Genomic DNA, 15,863 nt, shown 5'->3' on the forward strand with positions numbered 1-15,863 from the left:
GGATTTGCACCCCGATAAGTACGGGTTTGCAGTAGTGGGCTCAACAGGATTCTGGAAGGGTTCGTACCTCAAACCCGGCGGTTTCGGCTTCCGGCCACGCGCAATTATCCTCAGTCTTCTTTATATTTTTCTTTCACCCAATGCACCAATCTTCCCCGCTTTCCACTATTCGCCCACTCGCCACAGTGCGCCGCTGGTCCTCGCTCTTGCTGGTCGGCTTGGCCCTGGCAGCCTGCAACAACAACGATTCCAGCGACGACCCCGCGCCCGGCCTTATTCAGCCCACCGGGGCCAAGCCGGCTTACGCGCCCACCATCGACCCGCAAATGCAGGCCGTGGTGGAAGAGTTTGTTGGTTTCGGCACGCCGCCGCTGCCCACGCTCACGCCCCGGCAGGCCCGTATGGCTCCCAGCGTCACCGATGCGGTGATGTCGCTGCTGCGCAAAAACAACCGCGTCGCGCGTGCTGCCAACGTCACGGTAAGCCAGCGGGTGCTGCCGGGCGGCATCACGCCCCAGTCGGCCCCCGATGGCATTCTGGTGCGCATGTACAAGCCCAACGGCGTGACGGGCACCCTGCCGGCCATTGTGTATTACCACGGCGGTGGCTGGGTGATTGGCTCGCTCGATGTGTACGAGCCCTCGGCCAAAGCTCTGGCCGAAAAAACCGGGGCCATGGTCATTTCCGTCGATTACCGGCTGTCGCCGGAGGCGAAGTTTCCGGCCGCGCACGAAGACGCTTACGCCGCCTATAAGTGGGTGCGCGACAACGCGGCCAGCATCGGCGTGAACCCCGCCAAAATTGCCGTGGCCGGCGAAAGCGCGGGCGGCAACATGGCCGTGGGCGTGTGCCTGCTGGCCAAGGAGCGCGGCTACGCCCTGCCCGTTCACCAGCTGCTGGTGTACCCCGTGGCCAACAACGACCTGACCACGGCCTCGTACAACCAGTACGCCGACGCCCAGCCCCTGAACCGGCCCAACGTGGTGTACTTCACCTCGCAGTACTTCCGCACCATGGCCGACGGCGACGACCGCCTCATCTCGCTCACCGACGTGGCCAACCTGAGCGGGCTGCCTGCCGCCACCATCGTGGCCGCCGAAATCGACCCGCTCCAGACCGAAGGCAAGCAGCTGGCCGACAAGTTTACCCAAGTGGGCGTGGCCAACCAGTACATGCTCTACACCGGCACCACCCACGAGTTTTTCGGGACGCACGACGTGGTACCCAAGGCTGGCGAAGCCCAGGATTTTGCGGCGGGCCGGCTCAAAACTGCTTTCCAGTAGCCGCCTTTTATATCCCAGTACTCTTTCCAAGCTTCATGAAAACCAACCTAAAAAAACTGAAGGACCAGGTCATGGTCATCACCGGGGCCTCATCGGGCATTGGCTTGGTCACGGCCCGCCTGGCAGCCAAAGCAGGCGCCCGGCTGGTGCTGGCCTCGCGGAGCGAAGATGCCCTGCGCCAGCTTAGCGATGAAATTAACCAGAGCGGCGGTCAGGCCATCTACGTGGTGGCCGACGTGAGCCAGCAGGCCGACGTGCAGCGCGTGGCCCAGGCGGCCCAGGACCGGTTCGGCAGCTACGACACCTGGGTGAACAACGCCGGGGCGTCCATCTACGGCAAGCTGGAGCAGGTGCCCATCGAGGACATGCGCAAGGTGTTCGAAACCAACGTCTGGGGCCTGATTTATGGCTCGCTCGAAGCGGCCAGGCACCTGAAAAGCAAGGGCGGCGCCATCATCAACGTGGGCAGCATCCTGTCCGACGTCACGGCCATTCTGCAAACCATCTACTCGGCCAGCAAGCACGCCGTGAAAGGCTTTACCGACGGCCTGCGCATGGAGCTGGAAATGGACGGCGCGCCCATTTCCGTTACGCTCATCCAGCCCTCGTCCATCGACACACCCTACACGGTGCACGCCAAAAACTACATGGACTGCGAAGCCAAGCACGGCCCGCCCGCCTACGCCCCCGAAACCGTGGCCCGCGCCATTCTGCACGCCGCCACCACGTCGGAGCGCGCCATTGTAGTGGGCGGGGCCGGCCGCTCCTTCATCGGCCTGCAGCGCTGGACGCCCGCGCTATTCGACCAGTACATGGAAAAGGCCTTCGTGAAGCAGGAGCACGCCGACCAGGCCCCGCGCCCCATCGGCCAGAACGGCCTCGACCACGCCGGCGGCACCCTGCAGGAGCGCGGCAACTACCCCGGCTACACCCGCGAAACCAGCTTCTACACCGCGGCCATTACCACCGGCAGCCCGGCCTTGCGCACGGCCCTGCTGGCGGGGGCCGGCGTAGCCCTCGCCGCCTGGTTGGGGCACGCTGGCAAAGCTAAGGAGCAGCAAGGCCGCGCCCAGCGCGGCTGGTAGCAACTACCGAAACTAAGTAAAAACGCCGGGCGGCGGCTGGGCTTTCGGGCCCGGCGGCGGCCCGGCGTTTTTGCAATTGTTCGTATCTGCCCTGGGGTGAAAAAGCGTAATTTGAGCGCCCTGTTCGTGCTCAACCTATTCTCATGGCTAACCTGCTCCAACTCAAGATTGCCCTGCGCTACCTCAGGCCGCCCATCTGGCGGCGCGTCGAAGTGCCCGATACGCTCACGTTCTGGGAGCTGCACTTCGTGCTGCAAATCCTTTTCGACTGGCAGAACAGCCACCTGTTCGAGTTTCGGCAGGGGCGGGGTTCTATCAATGACTTTCTCACCGGCTCGCCGCCCGTGCTGCCCGGCGATGCAGATAACATGCCCGAGTGGCAACTTGACCCGCGCGAAACTACGCTCGATGAAGTGCTAGCCAAGCCCAAAGACAAGCTCACTTACGTCTACGATTTTGGCGACTACTGGGAGCACGACATTGTAGTGGAAAAGGTAATTCCGCTGGCCGCCGGCCACCCCACGCCCGCCGTACGCTGCCTCACCGGCAAGCGCGCCGCCCCACCGGAGGACATCGGCGGCTTCCCCGGCTACGAGCAGCTGCTCGACGTGCTGGCCGAAAAAGCCGTCGGCAAGCGCAAGCGCATGCCCGCCGAGTACGCCGGCCTCGGCAAGTTCGACTCCGAAGAGTTCGCGCTCGCCGAATACAACCTCGACCTGAGCCACCTGCGCGAAATCGTGGCCGGCGAAAACCAGATGCTGGCCGAATACCAGCGCCAGATGGCAGCCAACCCGCCGCCGCCCCGCCCGGTTTTCGACCCGCAGGCCTTGCTGGAAGCGATGACGGCCATGATGCAGGCCCGCTTTCCCGAGCCTCTGCCGAAGCCGAAGAAGCCAAAGAAATAGCGCGTATTTTTGGGCATGGCCTATAGTGATTTTACCCCCGAACGCCTGCGCAACGACTTCAACGTGACGTTTCAGGGCAGTGACTTGTTTCCGCAGGTCGTGTCCATTGCCCCCAGTCCCTGGCTGGTGGAAGCCCTGGAACGGGCCAACAGCATTGGCTTTGGTAGCGAAAAATCACGTTCTGAGCGGCTGGTGACCCCTATTCTGCTGGAACTGGCCAAGCGCAACCAGCATCAGTTTGCCATTCTCTCGGGGGCCTATCTCGATATCGACCCTGCCAGAGGCCTTAATGGAGAATGCGACTTTATCTTCTCCTTTACCCGCCTTCAGGATTTCGTGCTGGCTCCGGTTTTCTGCATCACGGAAGCCAAAAAACAGGACGTGGAACAGGGAACCGCTCAATGCGCGGCCCAACTCGTGGGCGCGGCCCAGCTGAATGAGCGGGACAAAAAGCCCGTTTCCCGCCTTTACGGCTGCTCTACCACCGGTATCGAATGGCGTTTTCTCTGTTTTGAAAACAACGTCTTCACGCTCGACGAAACCCGTTATCTCATCAGCGACCCCGGCAAGCTGTTGGGGGTGTTGCAGCAAATTGTCGATGTAACGAGAGCACAGACGCAGCCAATAGTTGCTTTGTAGTAACGGTTATTCAGCTTGTTTAAAACGCAAAAGCCCCGCCAGCTGCAACTGGCGGGGCTTTTAGTAGGTGAGTGAAACGCGGTAGGATAGGGGGAAGTGTGGAGGAAAGGGAATTGGTTAGGCTTCGACGGCGACGCGCGGGGCACCGGCCAGGATTTCTTCGTTAGCGTACTCGGCGTACTTCTGGAAGTTGGTCACGAACTTCTCGGCCAGCGAGTTGGCGGTGCGGTCGTAGGCGTCTTTATCGGCCCAGGTGTTGCGCGGGTCCAGGATTTCGGAGGGCACGCCGGGCACGGCGCCGGGCACCATCATACCAAACACGGGGTGCTTGGTGAATTTCACCTCGTCGAGCTGGCCGTTGAGGGCGGCCGTAATCATGGCGCGGGTGTAGGGCAGCTTCATGCGCGAGCCGGTGCCGTAGCTGCCGCCGGTCCAGCCGGTGTTGATGAGCCACACGTTGATGTCGGGGTTTTCGTCCATCTTCTGGCCCAGCATCTCGGCGTACTTGGTGGGGTGCAGCGGCAGGAACACCGCGCCGAAGCAGGCCGAGAACGTCGTCTGCGGCTCAGTTACGCCCATTTCGGTGCCGGCTACCTTAGCCGTGTAGCCCGACATGAACAGGTACATGGCGTGCGACTTATCGAGCTTGCTGATGGGCGGAATCACGCCGAACGCATCGGCCGTGAGGAAGAAAATGTTCTTCGGCGCATCGGCCACGCCGGGCTCAATGGCGTTGTCGATGAAGTTGATGGGGTAGGCGGTGCGCGTGTTTTCCGTCACCGATTTGTTGGCGTAGTCCACCGTGTGCGTGCCGGGGATGAAGCGCGTGTTTTCCACGATGGAGCCGAAGCGGATGGCGTCCCAAATCTGGGGCTCCTTCTCCTGGCTCAAATCAATCACCTTGGCGTAGCAGCCGCCTTCGAAGTTGAAAATGCCTTCGTTGGGCGTCCAGCCGTGCTCGTCGTCGCCGATGAGGCCGCGGTTGGGGTCGGCCGAAAGCGTCGTTTTGCCGGTGCCCGACAGGCCGAAGAACACGGCCGTGTCGCCCTTCTCGCCCACGTTGGCCGAGCAGTGCATGCTCAGCGTGTTGTGCTCGTGAGGCAGCAGGTAGTTCAGCACACCGAAAATGCCTTTTTTCATTTCGCCGGCGTAGCCCGTGCCGCCAATCAGAATCATCTTCTTGGTGAAGTTAATGATGGCGAAGTTGGGCTGGCGGGTGCCGTCCACGGCCGGGTCGGCCTCGAAGCCGGGGGCGCAGATGATGCTGAAGTCGGGCGTCCAGGTCGTATCTGCGCCTTCGGTGGGGCGCAGGAACATGTTGTAGCAAAACAGGTTGTGCCAGGCCTGCTCGTTCACCACGCGCAGCTTCAACTGGTAGTCGGGGTTGGCGCCGGCGTAGGCTTCACGCACATAAATGTCCTTGTCGGCCAGGTAAGCCACCATTTTCTGGTGTAGCTGGTCGAACTTGTCGGCCTCGAAGGGGATGTTGATGTCGCCCCACCACACGCTGTCGGCGGTGTTGGCGTCCTTCACCACGAACCGGTCTTTGGGCGAGCGGCCGGTGAATTTGCCGGTGTCAGCCATCAGCGCGCCGGTGTCGGTGAGGGAGCCCTCGCCGTTGCGCAAAGCGTGCTCTACGAGCTCGGCAGGCGTTAAATTGAGGTGGACGGTAGCAGTTTCGGTGAAGCCCAGGGGCTGCAAACGATTCCGGACATCGGCGGCATTGGTGGGAGCTGCGGACATGACTACGAAGGGGTTGGGTGGGAATACTCGCTTTTGAGAATGCAAAGGTAGAATCGGGCGGCCGGCCGGTAGTGAAACAATTCGTTTCTTTACTGGGACAAATTAAACCTGCCACTGCCCGGCTCTCCGATTTCGTTCCCGTAACTGCCTCCTCGGGGCGCTACGGGGCCAAATCGGCGGAACGGCACATACGAACGGGCGGCCGATTGGTTTGCTTTGTCCTGCTTTTTTCTTTCGTTATGCCCACCAACATTGCTCGCTACCACGGCCTCTACGGCGACGCCAAGGCCCAGCTCTCGCACGACTATCTGGCCAGCCAGCTCATCGCGCCGCGCCCCCGAGCCACCGACTGGGGCCTCAAGCCCCACCTGCACGAAAACCTGTTCCAGCTGTTCTTCCTCGAAGCCGGCCGCGCCGCCTTTGAAGCGCCCGAGCCGGTGGCACTGCGCACTCCCTGCCTCGTCATCATCCCGGCCAATACGGTACACGGCTTCACGTTCAGCCCGCAGGTGCGGGGGCGCACGCTCACGCTTTCGGAAGCGCTGCTCGATACCATTCTGCAGGCCACGCCGGGCGTGCTGGTTGAAGTGAATGCGGTGCACATCCTATCGGAGTTCAACACCGAAGTCACCTTCGGCGATTTGCTCGATTTGGAAATGCAGATTCATCAGGAGATTCACGCCGAGCTGCCGGGCAAGCAGCTCGCGCTGAATGGCTATTTCAAGCTGCTATTCGTGAAGATTTTCCGGCTGCTGCAGCACAACCGCCGCAAGCAGGAGAGCCCTAACCGAGCCTTGCACTACTATCGCGAGTTCCAGAAGGCCATTGAGCGCACGCCCGATTTCAGCCGCAAAATCTCGGACTACGCCCGCGAGCTGAAGATTACGCAGGTGCACCTCAACCGCATTTGCCAGGCCGTGAAGGGCAAAACTGCCCAGCAGGTAGTGCAGGCCCACCTCATCCGCAAGGCCCACAACTTCCTCTTATATACCTCGCTCTCAGTGGCCGAAATCGCCTACGAGCTTCAGTTCGTCGACCCCGGCTACTTCACCCGGTTTTTCCGCAAGCAAACCGGGCTGGCCCCCGGGGCCTACCGGGCCAAGGCTTACAGAAGCGAGGGAGCGGGCAAAACGGGCAAAGTAGATGCTTCCTTGTCATCCTGAACGCCGCGAAGGACCTTATCACCGCAGAACGGTTCGCAGTAATCAACTACCGCAGGCGTGATAAGGTCCTTCGCGGCGCTCAGGATGACAGGCATTGTAATTAGCCCAACCTGGCCCTTACGGCCTCATACTGCCGAATCTTTCCTAGATTTACCGTGCCCGTACTGCATTGCTTGCGCATTGGGGTTGGTTTCACCCGTTGTCATCTCATTTTCCCACTCTAGTTTCCTCTATGCAAACTGTTCCTGCTCAGACCGAGCAACCGCTGTCGGCGGAATCCACGAGCCACCCCAAGGGGCTGTACCTGCTGTTCGCCACCGAAATGTGGGAGCGGTTCAGCTACTACGGCATGCGCGCCGTGCTGGTGCTGTTCCTCACCAAGGCCATGATGATGGACAAGGCCTTCGCGTCGAAGTTCTACGGCGGCTACACCAGTCTGGTGTACCTCACGCCCCTCATCGGCGGTTTTATCTCGGACCGGTACTGGGGCAACCGGCGCTCCATCCTCACGGGCGGCCTGCTGATGGCGCTGGGCCAGTTCACCCTGTTCTTCTCGGCTTCGAACTACGGCCCCGAAAGCACCCACGCCCTGAGCCACTGGATGCTGTACCTCGGCCTGGGCGTGATGATTGTGGGCAACGGTTTCTTCAAACCCAATATTTCGAGCATGGTGGGCTCCCTCTACAGCCCGGCCGATAAGCGCAAGGACGCGGCCTACACCATCTTCTACATGGGCATCAACCTGGGCTCGTTCATCGGCAACACCATCACCAGCCTCATCGGCGACACCGGCAACCCGGCCGACTTCCGCTGGGCGTTCCTGGCCTGCGGCATTGCCATGCTGCTGGGCACGGTGGTGTTCAACTGGGGTAAGGACAAGTACCTGCACACGCCGGAAGGCGTGCAGGTGGGCGAAACGCCCGCCATTTCGGGTGGCATCATGGGCGTGTACGCGCTGTTGCCGGTGCTGCTGGCCATCATCCTGGGCATTCTGTGGCTCGATTCGGCCAAATTCCCCACCATCGCGCCGCTGCTGGGCGTGGCCGTGCTGGGCATCACCTACATGATTTTCAGCGACAAGTCCCTCAGCGGGGCCGATGTAAAGGGCATCATGGTGATTTTCATTGTGTCGTTCTTCGTGGTGTTCTTCTGGGCGGCGTTCGAGCAGGCTCCGGCTTCGCTCACCTTCTTCGCCGATGAGCAGATGAACCGCACCATCTTCGGTTTCGAACTGCCCGCCAGTATCTTCCAGAACCTGAACGCCATCTTCGTGGTGGTGGGCGCGCCGCTCATGGCCATGGTCTGGACGGCCCTGGGCCGCCGCGGCGCCGAGCCGCCATCCCCCCTCAAAATGTCCATCGGCCTGGCCATGCTGGCCGCCGGCTACCTGGTGATGTGCTTCGGCGTGCACAACCTGCAGCCCGGCGTGAAGGTGAGCATGTTCTTCCTGGTGGCGCTCTACTTCCTGCACTCGGTGGGCGAGCTGTGCCTGTCGCCCATCGGCCTGTCGCTGGTGAACAAGCTGGCCCCCGCCAAATTTGCCTCGTTGCTGATGGCCGTATGGTTCCTGGCTAACGCCGCCGCCAACTACCTCGCCGGCTACATGAGCAGCCTCTATCCCGACCCCAAATCGACGGCCCCCGCGCCGGTGCTGCTGGGCTTCCACATCACCAATCTCTACGACTTCTTCATGGTGTTCGTGGTATCGGCCGCTGCCGCCGCCGCCATCCTGTTCCTCATCAGCGGCAAGCTGGCCAAGATGATGGACGCCCGCAACTACCCCGCGCCGGTCGCGCAGGCGTAAGGCCCGTAGCTTTATCTTCCCGAAAAAGCCCCCGACGCAGTAGCATCGGGGGCTTTTTCTTTATCTTCGGAACAACTACTAAGCAATAAATGCCGCTAAAAATCCATCGCGTCTTACAAACTTTGGCAGCCCTTGCGTTTCTGCTTTTTGGTCTGGGCATTGTTAATACAATGGTCAGCCTCAAATATGAAATAGAGGATAAGGCCTGCATCTCGGTAGTAAATGGCCGCAATTTATGTCAGGCGCTTCGTTACAACTGGGTAGGTTTGGGCACTGCTGTAGCGAGCATAGTAGCACTAGCGTTTGTGAAAATTAAGCCCAGCAATTAACGTAACAACTGACCTACGTACGCAGCGCATCGTAGCTATTTCCCCAGACCGCGTACGTAGCGGCTAGGGCTCCGTACTCCTTTTTCGGCACTTCATATCCACTTACTAACGCCTTGTACAACCTTGCCAAGGCTTCGTACGCCCCGACCAAGCCTTTACACGTCTTGGTCACCACATCATATGTCCTGACCAACGCTTCGTACGCCTTTAACAAATCCCTCGCACCTAACCACACGGATAACGTCTAACAAAAAAGCCCCGCCGGCAACGCCAGCGGGGCTTTCTCTTAAGCTAACAGCAGGAAGCTGCCAGCGGCTCGACTTACATCATGCCGCCCATGCCACCCATACCGCCCATGCCGCCGTCGCCGTGGCTATGGCCAGCATCTTTAGGCTCGGGCTCGTCCGAAATCACGGCTTCGGTCGTCAGCAGCAAGCCGGCGATGGAAGCAGCGTTTTCGAGGGCCAGACGGGTCACCTTGGTGGGGTCGATGATGCCAGCGGCCACCAGGTTTTCGTAACGGTCTTCGCGGGCGTTGTAGCCGTAGTCGCCTTTGCCGTCGCGCACTTTCTGCACCACTACCGAACCTTCACCGCCGGCATTGGCTACGATGGTGCGCAGGGGAGCCTCTAGAGCCGTGCGGATGATGTTCACGCCGGTGCGCTCGTCAGCATTGTGGGTGTCCACCGCGTCGAGGGCTTCCAGAGCGCGCACCAGGGCCACACCACCGCCGGGTACCACGCCTTCCTCAACGGCGGCGCGGGTGGCGTGCAGGGCATCGTCAACCCGGTCTTTCTTCTCTTTCATCTCAACCTCAGTCGAAGCACCGATGTAGAGAATAGCCACGCCGCCGCTCAGTTTAGCGAGGCGCTCCTGCAGTTTCTCCTTGTCGTAGTCCGACGTGGTGGTTTCCATCTGGGCCTTAATCTGGGCCACGCGGCCGCTGATGGCTTCTTTCGAGCCTTTGCCGTTTACGATGGTGGTGTTGTCCTTGTCGATGATAATTTTCTCCGCCGTGCCGAGGTACTCCAGGGTAGCGTTTTCGAGCTTGTAGCCCTGCTCTTCGCTGATAACGGTACCGCCCGTGAGGGTGGCAATGTCTTCCAGCATAGCCTTGCGACGGTCGCCGAAGCCAGGAGCCTTCACGGCGGCAATTTTCAGCGAGCCGCGCAGCTTGTTCACCACGAGGGTTGCGAGAGCCTCACCATCCACGTCTTCCGAGATGATGACGAGGGGCTTGCCGGTCTGCAGTACCTGCTCCAACACGGGCAGGAGCTCCTTCATGGTGCTCACCTTCTTATCGTAGATGAGGACGTAAGGCGAGTCGAACTCAACCTCCATTTTCTCGGGGTTGGTCACGAAGTAAGGGGAGAGGTAGCCGCGGTCAAACTGCATGCCTTCCACCGTCTTCACTTCGGTTTCGGTGCCACGGGCTTCTTCTACGGTGATGACGCCTTCCTTGCCCACTTTGTCCATGGCGTCGGCAATCATTTTGCCAATTTCCATGTCGTTGTTGGCCGAAATGGCACCCACTTGGGCGATTTCCGCGGAGTTCTCGATTTTCTTCGACTGCGATTTCAGGTTAGCAACAACAGCAATAACTGCCTTGTCGATGCCGCGCTTCAAATCCATCGGGTTGGCACCCGCAGCCACGTTTTTCGAGCCGGCGGTGTAGATGGCCTGGGCCAGTACGGTAGCCGTAGTGGTGCCGTCGCCAGCCTGGTCGGCCGTTTTCGAAGCTACTTCTTTCACGAGCTGGGCGCCCATGTTCTCGATGGGGTCGCGCAACTCAATCTCCTTGGCTACGGTCACGCCGTCCTTGGTAATCGAGGGAGCGCCGAATTTTTTGTCGATGATGACGTTGCGGCCTTTGGGGCCGAGGGTCACTTTCACGGCGTTCGCCAGTTTGTTCACACCGGCCTGCAAACGGGCGCGGCCTTCGGTGTCGAATTGGATGTTCTTAGCCATTTCTGGGGTTGGAGTAATTGGGAGGGTGAAATGTTGGTGTTTCGGTCAGCTTAAGCCTGGGGCTTAGAGCACGGCGAAAATGTCCGACTCCTTCATGATGAGGTAGTCCTCACCGTCGACGGTGATTTCGGTGCCGGCGTACTTGCCGTAGAGCACCTGGTCGCCCACTTTCACCTGCGGCTTGATGATGGTGCCGCTGTCGGCGGTTTTGCCTTCGCCCACGGCCACAACTTCGCCACGCTGGGGCTTCTCCTTGGCCGTATCGGGGATGATGATGCCGGATTTGGTTTTCTCCTCGGCGGCGGCGGCGCGAACAATGACGCGGTCGGCCAGCGGTTTCATGCTAAGTGCCATTTTGGGTGTATTTGGGTTGGATTAAGTTTAAAAACTAGGTGTCCGGCCCTGTCTCACTTCCCGTGCCAGCCCGCCAAACCTGACAAAATGGGCATACTAACTGGCAGAAGTGGCGGGATAAGGCCGGGGCAGTAGTCGTAAAAAGCCCGCAAAAGGTTGCCGTGCGACAAGAAAGAGCGGCAGGAATCGAGCAAGCGACTGGCAGGGTTAAAAAACGAAAGCCGGCACTTCCCGAAGGAAAGTGCCGGCTTGGGCAACAAAGCATCGGATGCTTTTAAGAATTTACTTGGCAGGTTGTGCCGGAGCTGGAGCCGGAGCAGGCTGGGCCGGCGCGGTAGCCGGAGCATTGGCACCGGGAGCAGCAGCCGGAGCCGGGCCAACCGGAGCCGAAGGTGCGGGCAATTTGGTTTGCAGGGCGCGCTCCTGGTTCACGCTGCGCACTGGGCCACCGCCGGTCGAGGTGAGGATGTGCGAGCCCAGAGAAAGCACCACCAAGCCAATAGCGAAGCCCCAGGTAAGCTTTTCGAGCAGGTCGCCGGTGCGTTTCACGCCCATCATGCTGGCTGCGCCGCCGGCGCTGAACTGGCTGGAAATTCCGCCCCCTTTCGGGTTTTGGGCCAGCACCACCAGGGCCAGCAGGAAACACACCAGAAGAATGAGGATGATGAGCGCAGTGTACATGAAAGGTTAAAAAAGAAAGCTGCGGATTACGCAGAAGGTTGCAAGGACTGAATTTGGAGCGCAAAGTACGCCATTTTTTCCGGCTGTTTCACCATCAGCTTTTCATAAATCTCAATGGCCCGGGCGGTTTTGCCCTGCCGCACGAAGATTCGGGCCAAATTTTCCGACACTAGGTCGGGTTCGGCGCGGGTGCTGCGCACGCTCAAATCGGCCTGGCCGCCGGCCGAAGGCGGCAGCATAGCGGGCCGCGTGAGGCGCGGCTGGCGCTTGAGGAAGTTGTTGATGAGGTCGACGGTGGAGGGCAGCTCGGGCGCAGCCGGGCGGTGTGTGGCCCAATGGTCGAGCAGCAGCGGGTCGGGCTCGAAGAAGGTGCCGGTGGGCGGAAGGGCGCTGGCGGGCGGCTGGGCGGCGGCCACTACGGCCGAAGCGATTTCGGCCACTTCGGCCCTGGCGGCCAGCAAATCCAGCAACTGCATTGAGAGGCCCAGGCGGCTGCTTTCGCCAAATGCGTAGCCCACCACGGCATCGCCGGTGAAGGCGGCCGGGGTGAAAACCGGCGCGACCGGGGCCGGGGGCGCCGCAGCCAGCGCGTCGGGGCTCCCCAGGCTGCGGGTGACGGCCGAGGCGGCCCATTCGTCAATCAGGCCGGGCAGCTCGTAGGTCGGTACGGCCGGGGCTGGCGCAGGGTCGGCCAGCCCGAATTCGAACCGGGCTTCGCCCACTTCCACCGGCGGGCGAATGGCCGGGGCTTGCGGCGGCAACTCCGCTTCGGGTTCCGCAACAACTGGTGCAGAAACGGCTGATGCGATAAGGACTGCCGGGGCTGGCGCAGCCGCTGCAGCGTCCAGAATAGCAGGGGTAACTGGCAAGGGCTCGGCCAGTGGCAGGGCCGCTTCAGCAATCGAAGCGGGGTGGGCCTCTGTCTCAACTGGCGCACCCGCTTCGGGCGCAACTGGAATAGGCTCAGTTTCGACAACAATTATTTCTGCAGCAATTGCTTCTTCAGCAGCTACTTCTATGATGGCTGCTTCTGCATTAACTGCGGTCGGGATTTCAATTTCAGGAACCGCCGGAATTATAATGGCAACCTCTGGCACTGTTTCCGCCGCAGCGGGCGCCGCCGTAATTTCGGCTGGCGCTGCTGCTATAAGTATGGCTGCAGGCGCCTCAATCGGCTCAACTGCTGCTGCCTTACTTACCAGAGCGGCAGCGGGCAACTCTGGCGCGACGGGCAATGCTGGTGGCGCAACGGCTGTCGGCGCAGGCTCGGGTGCTGGCACTGGTTCTGGCACCGCGACCAACTCGGGCTGGGCAGAGACCACCGGCGGGGCGGGAGTCTCGGCTACCGTCGCCGGCGCATCCGCAACGGGAGTGGGGGGGGGCGGTGGCGCAGGAGCGGGCGGTGGGGCAACCGGGGGCAACGCTTCGGCCGGAGCCGGAGCCGCTACCGCAACGGGCAGCGGCGGGGCTACCGGTGGCGCAGTGGTGGGCGGCACGTATTCGTCGGGCCAGTCCACCAAATCAAGTGGGTGCGGCGGCGCGGGCAGTATTACGGGTTCCGGCGCGGCAGCTGGTTCTTCCTGCTCAATCAGGCGGCGCAGGAGGGTGCGGTCGGCGGCGTAGGTGGCGGCGCGGCGCAGGCGCTGGCCGGCCAGCATGGTGCCCTGGTCGTGGGCCGCTTTGGCCAGCAGCAGGTGGGCCGTCTGGCAGTAAGGGAATGCCTGGGCCAACTGCTCGAGCTCGCGCACCTCGGCCGGCCCCAGGGCGGTGGGGCGTTCCAGAACGTGCAGAAGGGTGGCGCGGGTCACGAGGGTGAGGAGAAAAGAAGAGCAGAAACAGCGTTGCATCCGTAATTCGGGCCCTGGGGCCACGAAGCGGGGCGCAACATTACGCTAATTTACGCAAACGCCCACAGCCTTTTCGCCACAAAAAAACGGTTCGGCGCTAACCCGTTGGCAGTTACCCGCAATAAATTGACTGTTCTTTTTCGCGCCTGCTGGCGGCGAACCACTTACCAGTTGGCCACCGACTTATTGAAGATGTCGGTAATGATTTTGTCGGTCGTCGTCCGCACCGCCGTGGGGTCGCTGTTGATGGTGGCGATGTTGCGGTTGGCGGGGTAGTCGTCGAAATTCTGAAACACCTGCTCGAAGCTCTGCTTGTCGTCCTTCGAGTTGGTGAAGCGGATTTTTACCTGAATGGTCAGCCGGTTCGAGCCCGCCTGCGACACGCCGCCTACTTGCTGAATGGAGGCGGGCGCAAAGTCGTAGGCGATGATGTTGCCGTCGAACTGCAGGTCGCCGTCGCGGGGTACCAGCCGCAGGTTGGTGTTGCGCTGGAAGTAGTCCTTGAGGTCTTCGGTGAAGCGCTGCGTCAGAAACGCCGGCCCCTGCGGCGAGTTGTTCTGAATGGTGGCAATGGAAATGGTGCGCACCGCCGGGTCAATGTTGGTGCCGTTGAACGAGTAGATGCCGCAGCTGGTCAATGAGCTACAAGCTACAAGCCACAAGCTGCAAGCCAGTACATAGCGCCAAGCATTTAGCTTATAAAAAGCTTGCAGCTTGCAGCTTGCGGCTTGCGGCTTAAAATCAAACTTGCTCCAGGTCATACTGCTTGAGTTTGCGGTAGAGGGTACGCTCCGAAATGCCCAGGTCGTGAGCAGCGTATTTGCGCTTGTTGTTGTGCTTTTTGAGGGCCTTGAGAATCATTTCCCGTTCCTTCACGTCGAGCGACAGCGTTTCTTCCTCAGTTTCGTGCGGAATATCTTCCACCGGGGTTTCGTCGTCGTAGCTGGTCGTGGGCTCGCTGTGGTAGGGGCTGGCGGGCGCCGGCAGGAAGTATTCATTGCCACCGTTGCCATCAAACGCCGCCGCCGCGCCCGTATTGCTGAAGAGGTGGCTGTTCTGACGCAGCAGCTCCTGGGCCTCGTGTGGGCGCTGGCCCGAGGCCAGTTCCAGCACCATTTTCTTGAGGTCCGTCATGTCGCGGCGCATGTCGAACAGGATTTTATAGAGCAGGTCGCGCTCCGAGTAATTGCCGGCGGCCGAGCCATCGGCCGCGCCCGGGCCGCCGAGCAGCATGGGCAGGCGGCTGGCCTGGTCCTGCGGCAGGTAGGGAGCCAGGCGGCGGGCATCCACGTCGCGCTCGGTTTCGAGCACCGACATCTGCTCGGCGATGTTCTTGAGCTGGCGGATGTTGCCAGGGAAGCGGAAGCGCGTGAGCACCGGCACGGCGTCGGGCAGCAGCGTGATGGGCCGCGTGCGATACCGCTCGGCCGCATCCGAAGCAAACTTGCGGAACAGCAGGTAGATATCTTCGCCACGCTCGCGCAACGGCGGCACCGTAATGGGCACCGTATTGAGGCGGTAGTACAGGTCTTCGCGGAAGGTGCCGGCCTGCACGCGGTCGAGCAGGTTCACGTTGGTGGCGGCCACCACGCGCACGTCGGTTTTCTGTACCTTGCTGGAACCTACCCGAATAAACTCGCCGTTCTCCAGCACGCGCAGCAGGCGGGCCTGGGTGCCCAGCGGCATCTCGCCGATTTCATCCAGGAAAATGGTGCCACCGTTGGTCACTTCGAAGTAGCCCTTGCGAGCCTCGTTGGCCCCGGTGAAAGAGCCTTTTTCGTGGCCAAATAGCTCCGAATCAATCGTGCCCTCGGGAATAGCACCGCAGTTGATGGCGATGAACTGCCCGTGCTTGCGCGGCGACAGCGCGTGAATAATCTTGGAAAATGACTCCTTGCCCGACCCGCTTTCGCCGGTAATGAGCACCGTCATATCAGTAGGCGCAACCTGCGCGGCCACCTGAATGGCGTAGTTCAGCGCCGGCGCGTTGCCGATAATGCCGAACCGGAGCTTGATGGATTGGATTTCGGAAGGTGTCAATTCTGGTTTTTGGTTGTTGGTT

The 15,863-nt window shown here is 61.0% G+C and carries 14 protein-coding genes; 7 read left to right on the forward strand and 7 right to left on the reverse strand.

Annotated elements, in window-relative coordinates; genetic code table 11:
* The first annotated feature begins 140 nt into the window (after nt 1-140).
* From MON38_RS07970 to MON38_RS07985, 4 genes are all read left to right on the forward strand, one after another.
* Complete coding sequence (locus tag MON38_RS07970; RefSeq protein ID WP_241935629.1) at nt 141-1,283, forward strand: alpha/beta hydrolase; 1,143 nt, start codon at nt 141-143, stop codon at nt 1,281-1,283.
* A gap of 35 nt (nt 1,284-1,318) precedes the next feature.
* A complete protein-coding gene (locus MON38_RS07975; RefSeq protein WP_241935630.1) occupies nt 1,319-2,368 on the forward strand; it encodes an SDR family oxidoreductase in 1,050 nt (349 codons plus the stop codon).
* A 143-nt stretch (nt 2,369-2,511) separates the two neighbouring features.
* Nucleotides 2,512-3,273, forward strand: a complete 762-nt coding sequence (locus MON38_RS07980; protein ID WP_241935631.1) for a plasmid pRiA4b ORF-3 family protein — start codon at nt 2,512-2,514, stop codon at nt 3,271-3,273.
* 15 nt (nt 3,274-3,288) lie between these two features.
* A complete protein-coding gene (locus MON38_RS07985) occupies nt 3,289-3,912 on the forward strand; it encodes a hypothetical protein (RefSeq protein ID WP_241935632.1) in 624 nt (207 codons plus the stop codon).
* A gap of 117 nt (nt 3,913-4,029) precedes the next feature.
* On the opposite strand, the gene pckA is transcribed toward MON38_RS07985, so the two are convergent.
* Nucleotides 4,030-5,655, reverse strand: coding sequence for a phosphoenolpyruvate carboxykinase (ATP) (pckA, locus tag MON38_RS07990; RefSeq protein WP_241935633.1), 1,626 nt, complete (start codon nt 5,653-5,655; stop codon nt 4,030-4,032).
* A gap of 239 nt (nt 5,656-5,894) precedes the next feature.
* Between pckA and MON38_RS07995 the strand changes: the two genes are divergently transcribed.
* From MON38_RS07995 to MON38_RS08005, 3 genes are all read left to right on the forward strand, one after another.
* A complete protein-coding gene (locus tag MON38_RS07995; RefSeq protein ID WP_241935634.1) occupies nt 5,895-6,818 on the forward strand; it encodes an AraC family transcriptional regulator in 924 nt (307 codons plus the stop codon).
* Between the two features lie 232 nt (nt 6,819-7,050).
* Nucleotides 7,051-8,622 (forward strand): peptide MFS transporter, encoded by a 1,572-nt coding sequence (locus tag MON38_RS08000; protein WP_241935635.1) that lies wholly within the window; start codon nt 7,051-7,053, stop codon nt 8,620-8,622.
* A gap of 89 nt (nt 8,623-8,711) precedes the next feature.
* Nucleotides 8,712-8,951 (forward strand): hypothetical protein, encoded by a 240-nt coding sequence (locus MON38_RS08005; protein ID WP_241935636.1) that lies wholly within the window; start codon nt 8,712-8,714, stop codon nt 8,949-8,951.
* Nucleotides 8,952-9,272: 321 nt separating this feature from the next.
* On the opposite strand, the gene groL is transcribed toward MON38_RS08005, so the two are convergent.
* From groL to MON38_RS08035, 6 genes are all read right to left on the reverse strand, one after another.
* Nucleotides 9,273-10,919 carry a chaperonin GroEL gene (gene groL / locus MON38_RS08010; RefSeq protein ID WP_241935637.1) on the reverse strand — a complete coding sequence of 549 codons (1,647 nt, stop codon included), beginning with the start codon at nt 10,917-10,919 and terminating at the stop codon, nt 9,273-9,275.
* Between the two features lie 63 nt (nt 10,920-10,982).
* Nucleotides 10,983-11,273, reverse strand: coding sequence for a co-chaperone GroES (gene groES, locus MON38_RS08015; RefSeq protein WP_241935638.1), 291 nt, complete (start codon nt 11,271-11,273; stop codon nt 10,983-10,985).
* A gap of 282 nt (nt 11,274-11,555) precedes the next feature.
* Entirely contained in the window at nt 11,556-11,954 is a 399-nt protein-coding gene (gene secG / locus MON38_RS08020) for a preprotein translocase subunit SecG (RefSeq protein WP_241935639.1), read from the reverse strand.
* A 26-nt stretch (nt 11,955-11,980) separates the two neighbouring features.
* Entirely contained in the window at nt 11,981-13,762 is a 1,782-nt protein-coding gene (locus MON38_RS08025; protein ID WP_241935640.1) for a hypothetical protein, read from the reverse strand.
* A 203-nt stretch (nt 13,763-13,965) separates the two neighbouring features.
* The gene (locus tag MON38_RS08030; protein ID WP_241935641.1) at nt 13,966-14,439 is read right to left on the reverse strand and encodes an LptE family protein; all 474 of its coding nucleotides are present in this window, start codon (nt 14,437-14,439) and stop codon (nt 13,966-13,968) included.
* 103 nt (nt 14,440-14,542) lie between these two features.
* On the reverse strand, nt 14,543-15,841 hold the full coding sequence (locus MON38_RS08035) for a sigma-54 interaction domain-containing protein (protein WP_241935642.1): 1,299 nt from the start codon (nt 15,839-15,841) through the stop codon (nt 14,543-14,545).
* Nucleotides 15,842-15,863 lie beyond the last annotated feature (22 nt).

Source organism: Hymenobacter cyanobacteriorum (assembly GCF_022631375.1).
Taxonomy (GTDB): Bacteria; Bacteroidota; Bacteroidia; order Cytophagales; family Hymenobacteraceae; genus Hymenobacter; species Hymenobacter cyanobacteriorum.

Coding starts and splice junctions, on each gene's coding strand:
- MON38_RS07970 (WP_241935629.1), top strand. CDS start 141: ATGCACCAATCTTCCCCGCTTTCCACTATTCGCCCACTCGCCACAGTG.
- MON38_RS07975 (WP_241935630.1), top strand. CDS start 1,319: ATGAAAACCAACCTAAAAAAACTGAAGGACCAGGTCATGGTCATCACC.
- MON38_RS07980 (WP_241935631.1), top strand. CDS start 2,512: ATGGCTAACCTGCTCCAACTCAAGATTGCCCTGCGCTACCTCAGGCCG.
- MON38_RS07985 (WP_241935632.1), top strand. CDS start 3,289: ATGGCCTATAGTGATTTTACCCCCGAACGCCTGCGCAACGACTTCAAC.
- pckA (WP_241935633.1), bottom strand. CDS start 5,655: ATGTCCGCAGCTCCCACCAATGCCGCCGATGTCCGGAATCGTTTGCAG.
- MON38_RS07995 (WP_241935634.1), top strand. CDS start 5,895: ATGCCCACCAACATTGCTCGCTACCACGGCCTCTACGGCGACGCCAAG.
- MON38_RS08000 (WP_241935635.1), top strand. CDS start 7,051: ATGCAAACTGTTCCTGCTCAGACCGAGCAACCGCTGTCGGCGGAATCC.
- MON38_RS08005 (WP_241935636.1), top strand. CDS start 8,712: ATGCCGCTAAAAATCCATCGCGTCTTACAAACTTTGGCAGCCCTTGCG.
- groL (WP_241935637.1), bottom strand. CDS start 10,919: ATGGCTAAGAACATCCAATTCGACACCGAAGGCCGCGCCCGTTTGCAG.
- groES (WP_241935638.1), bottom strand. CDS start 11,273: ATGGCACTTAGCATGAAACCGCTGGCCGACCGCGTCATTGTTCGCGCC.
- secG (WP_241935639.1), bottom strand. CDS start 11,954: ATGTACACTGCGCTCATCATCCTCATTCTTCTGGTGTGTTTCCTGCTG.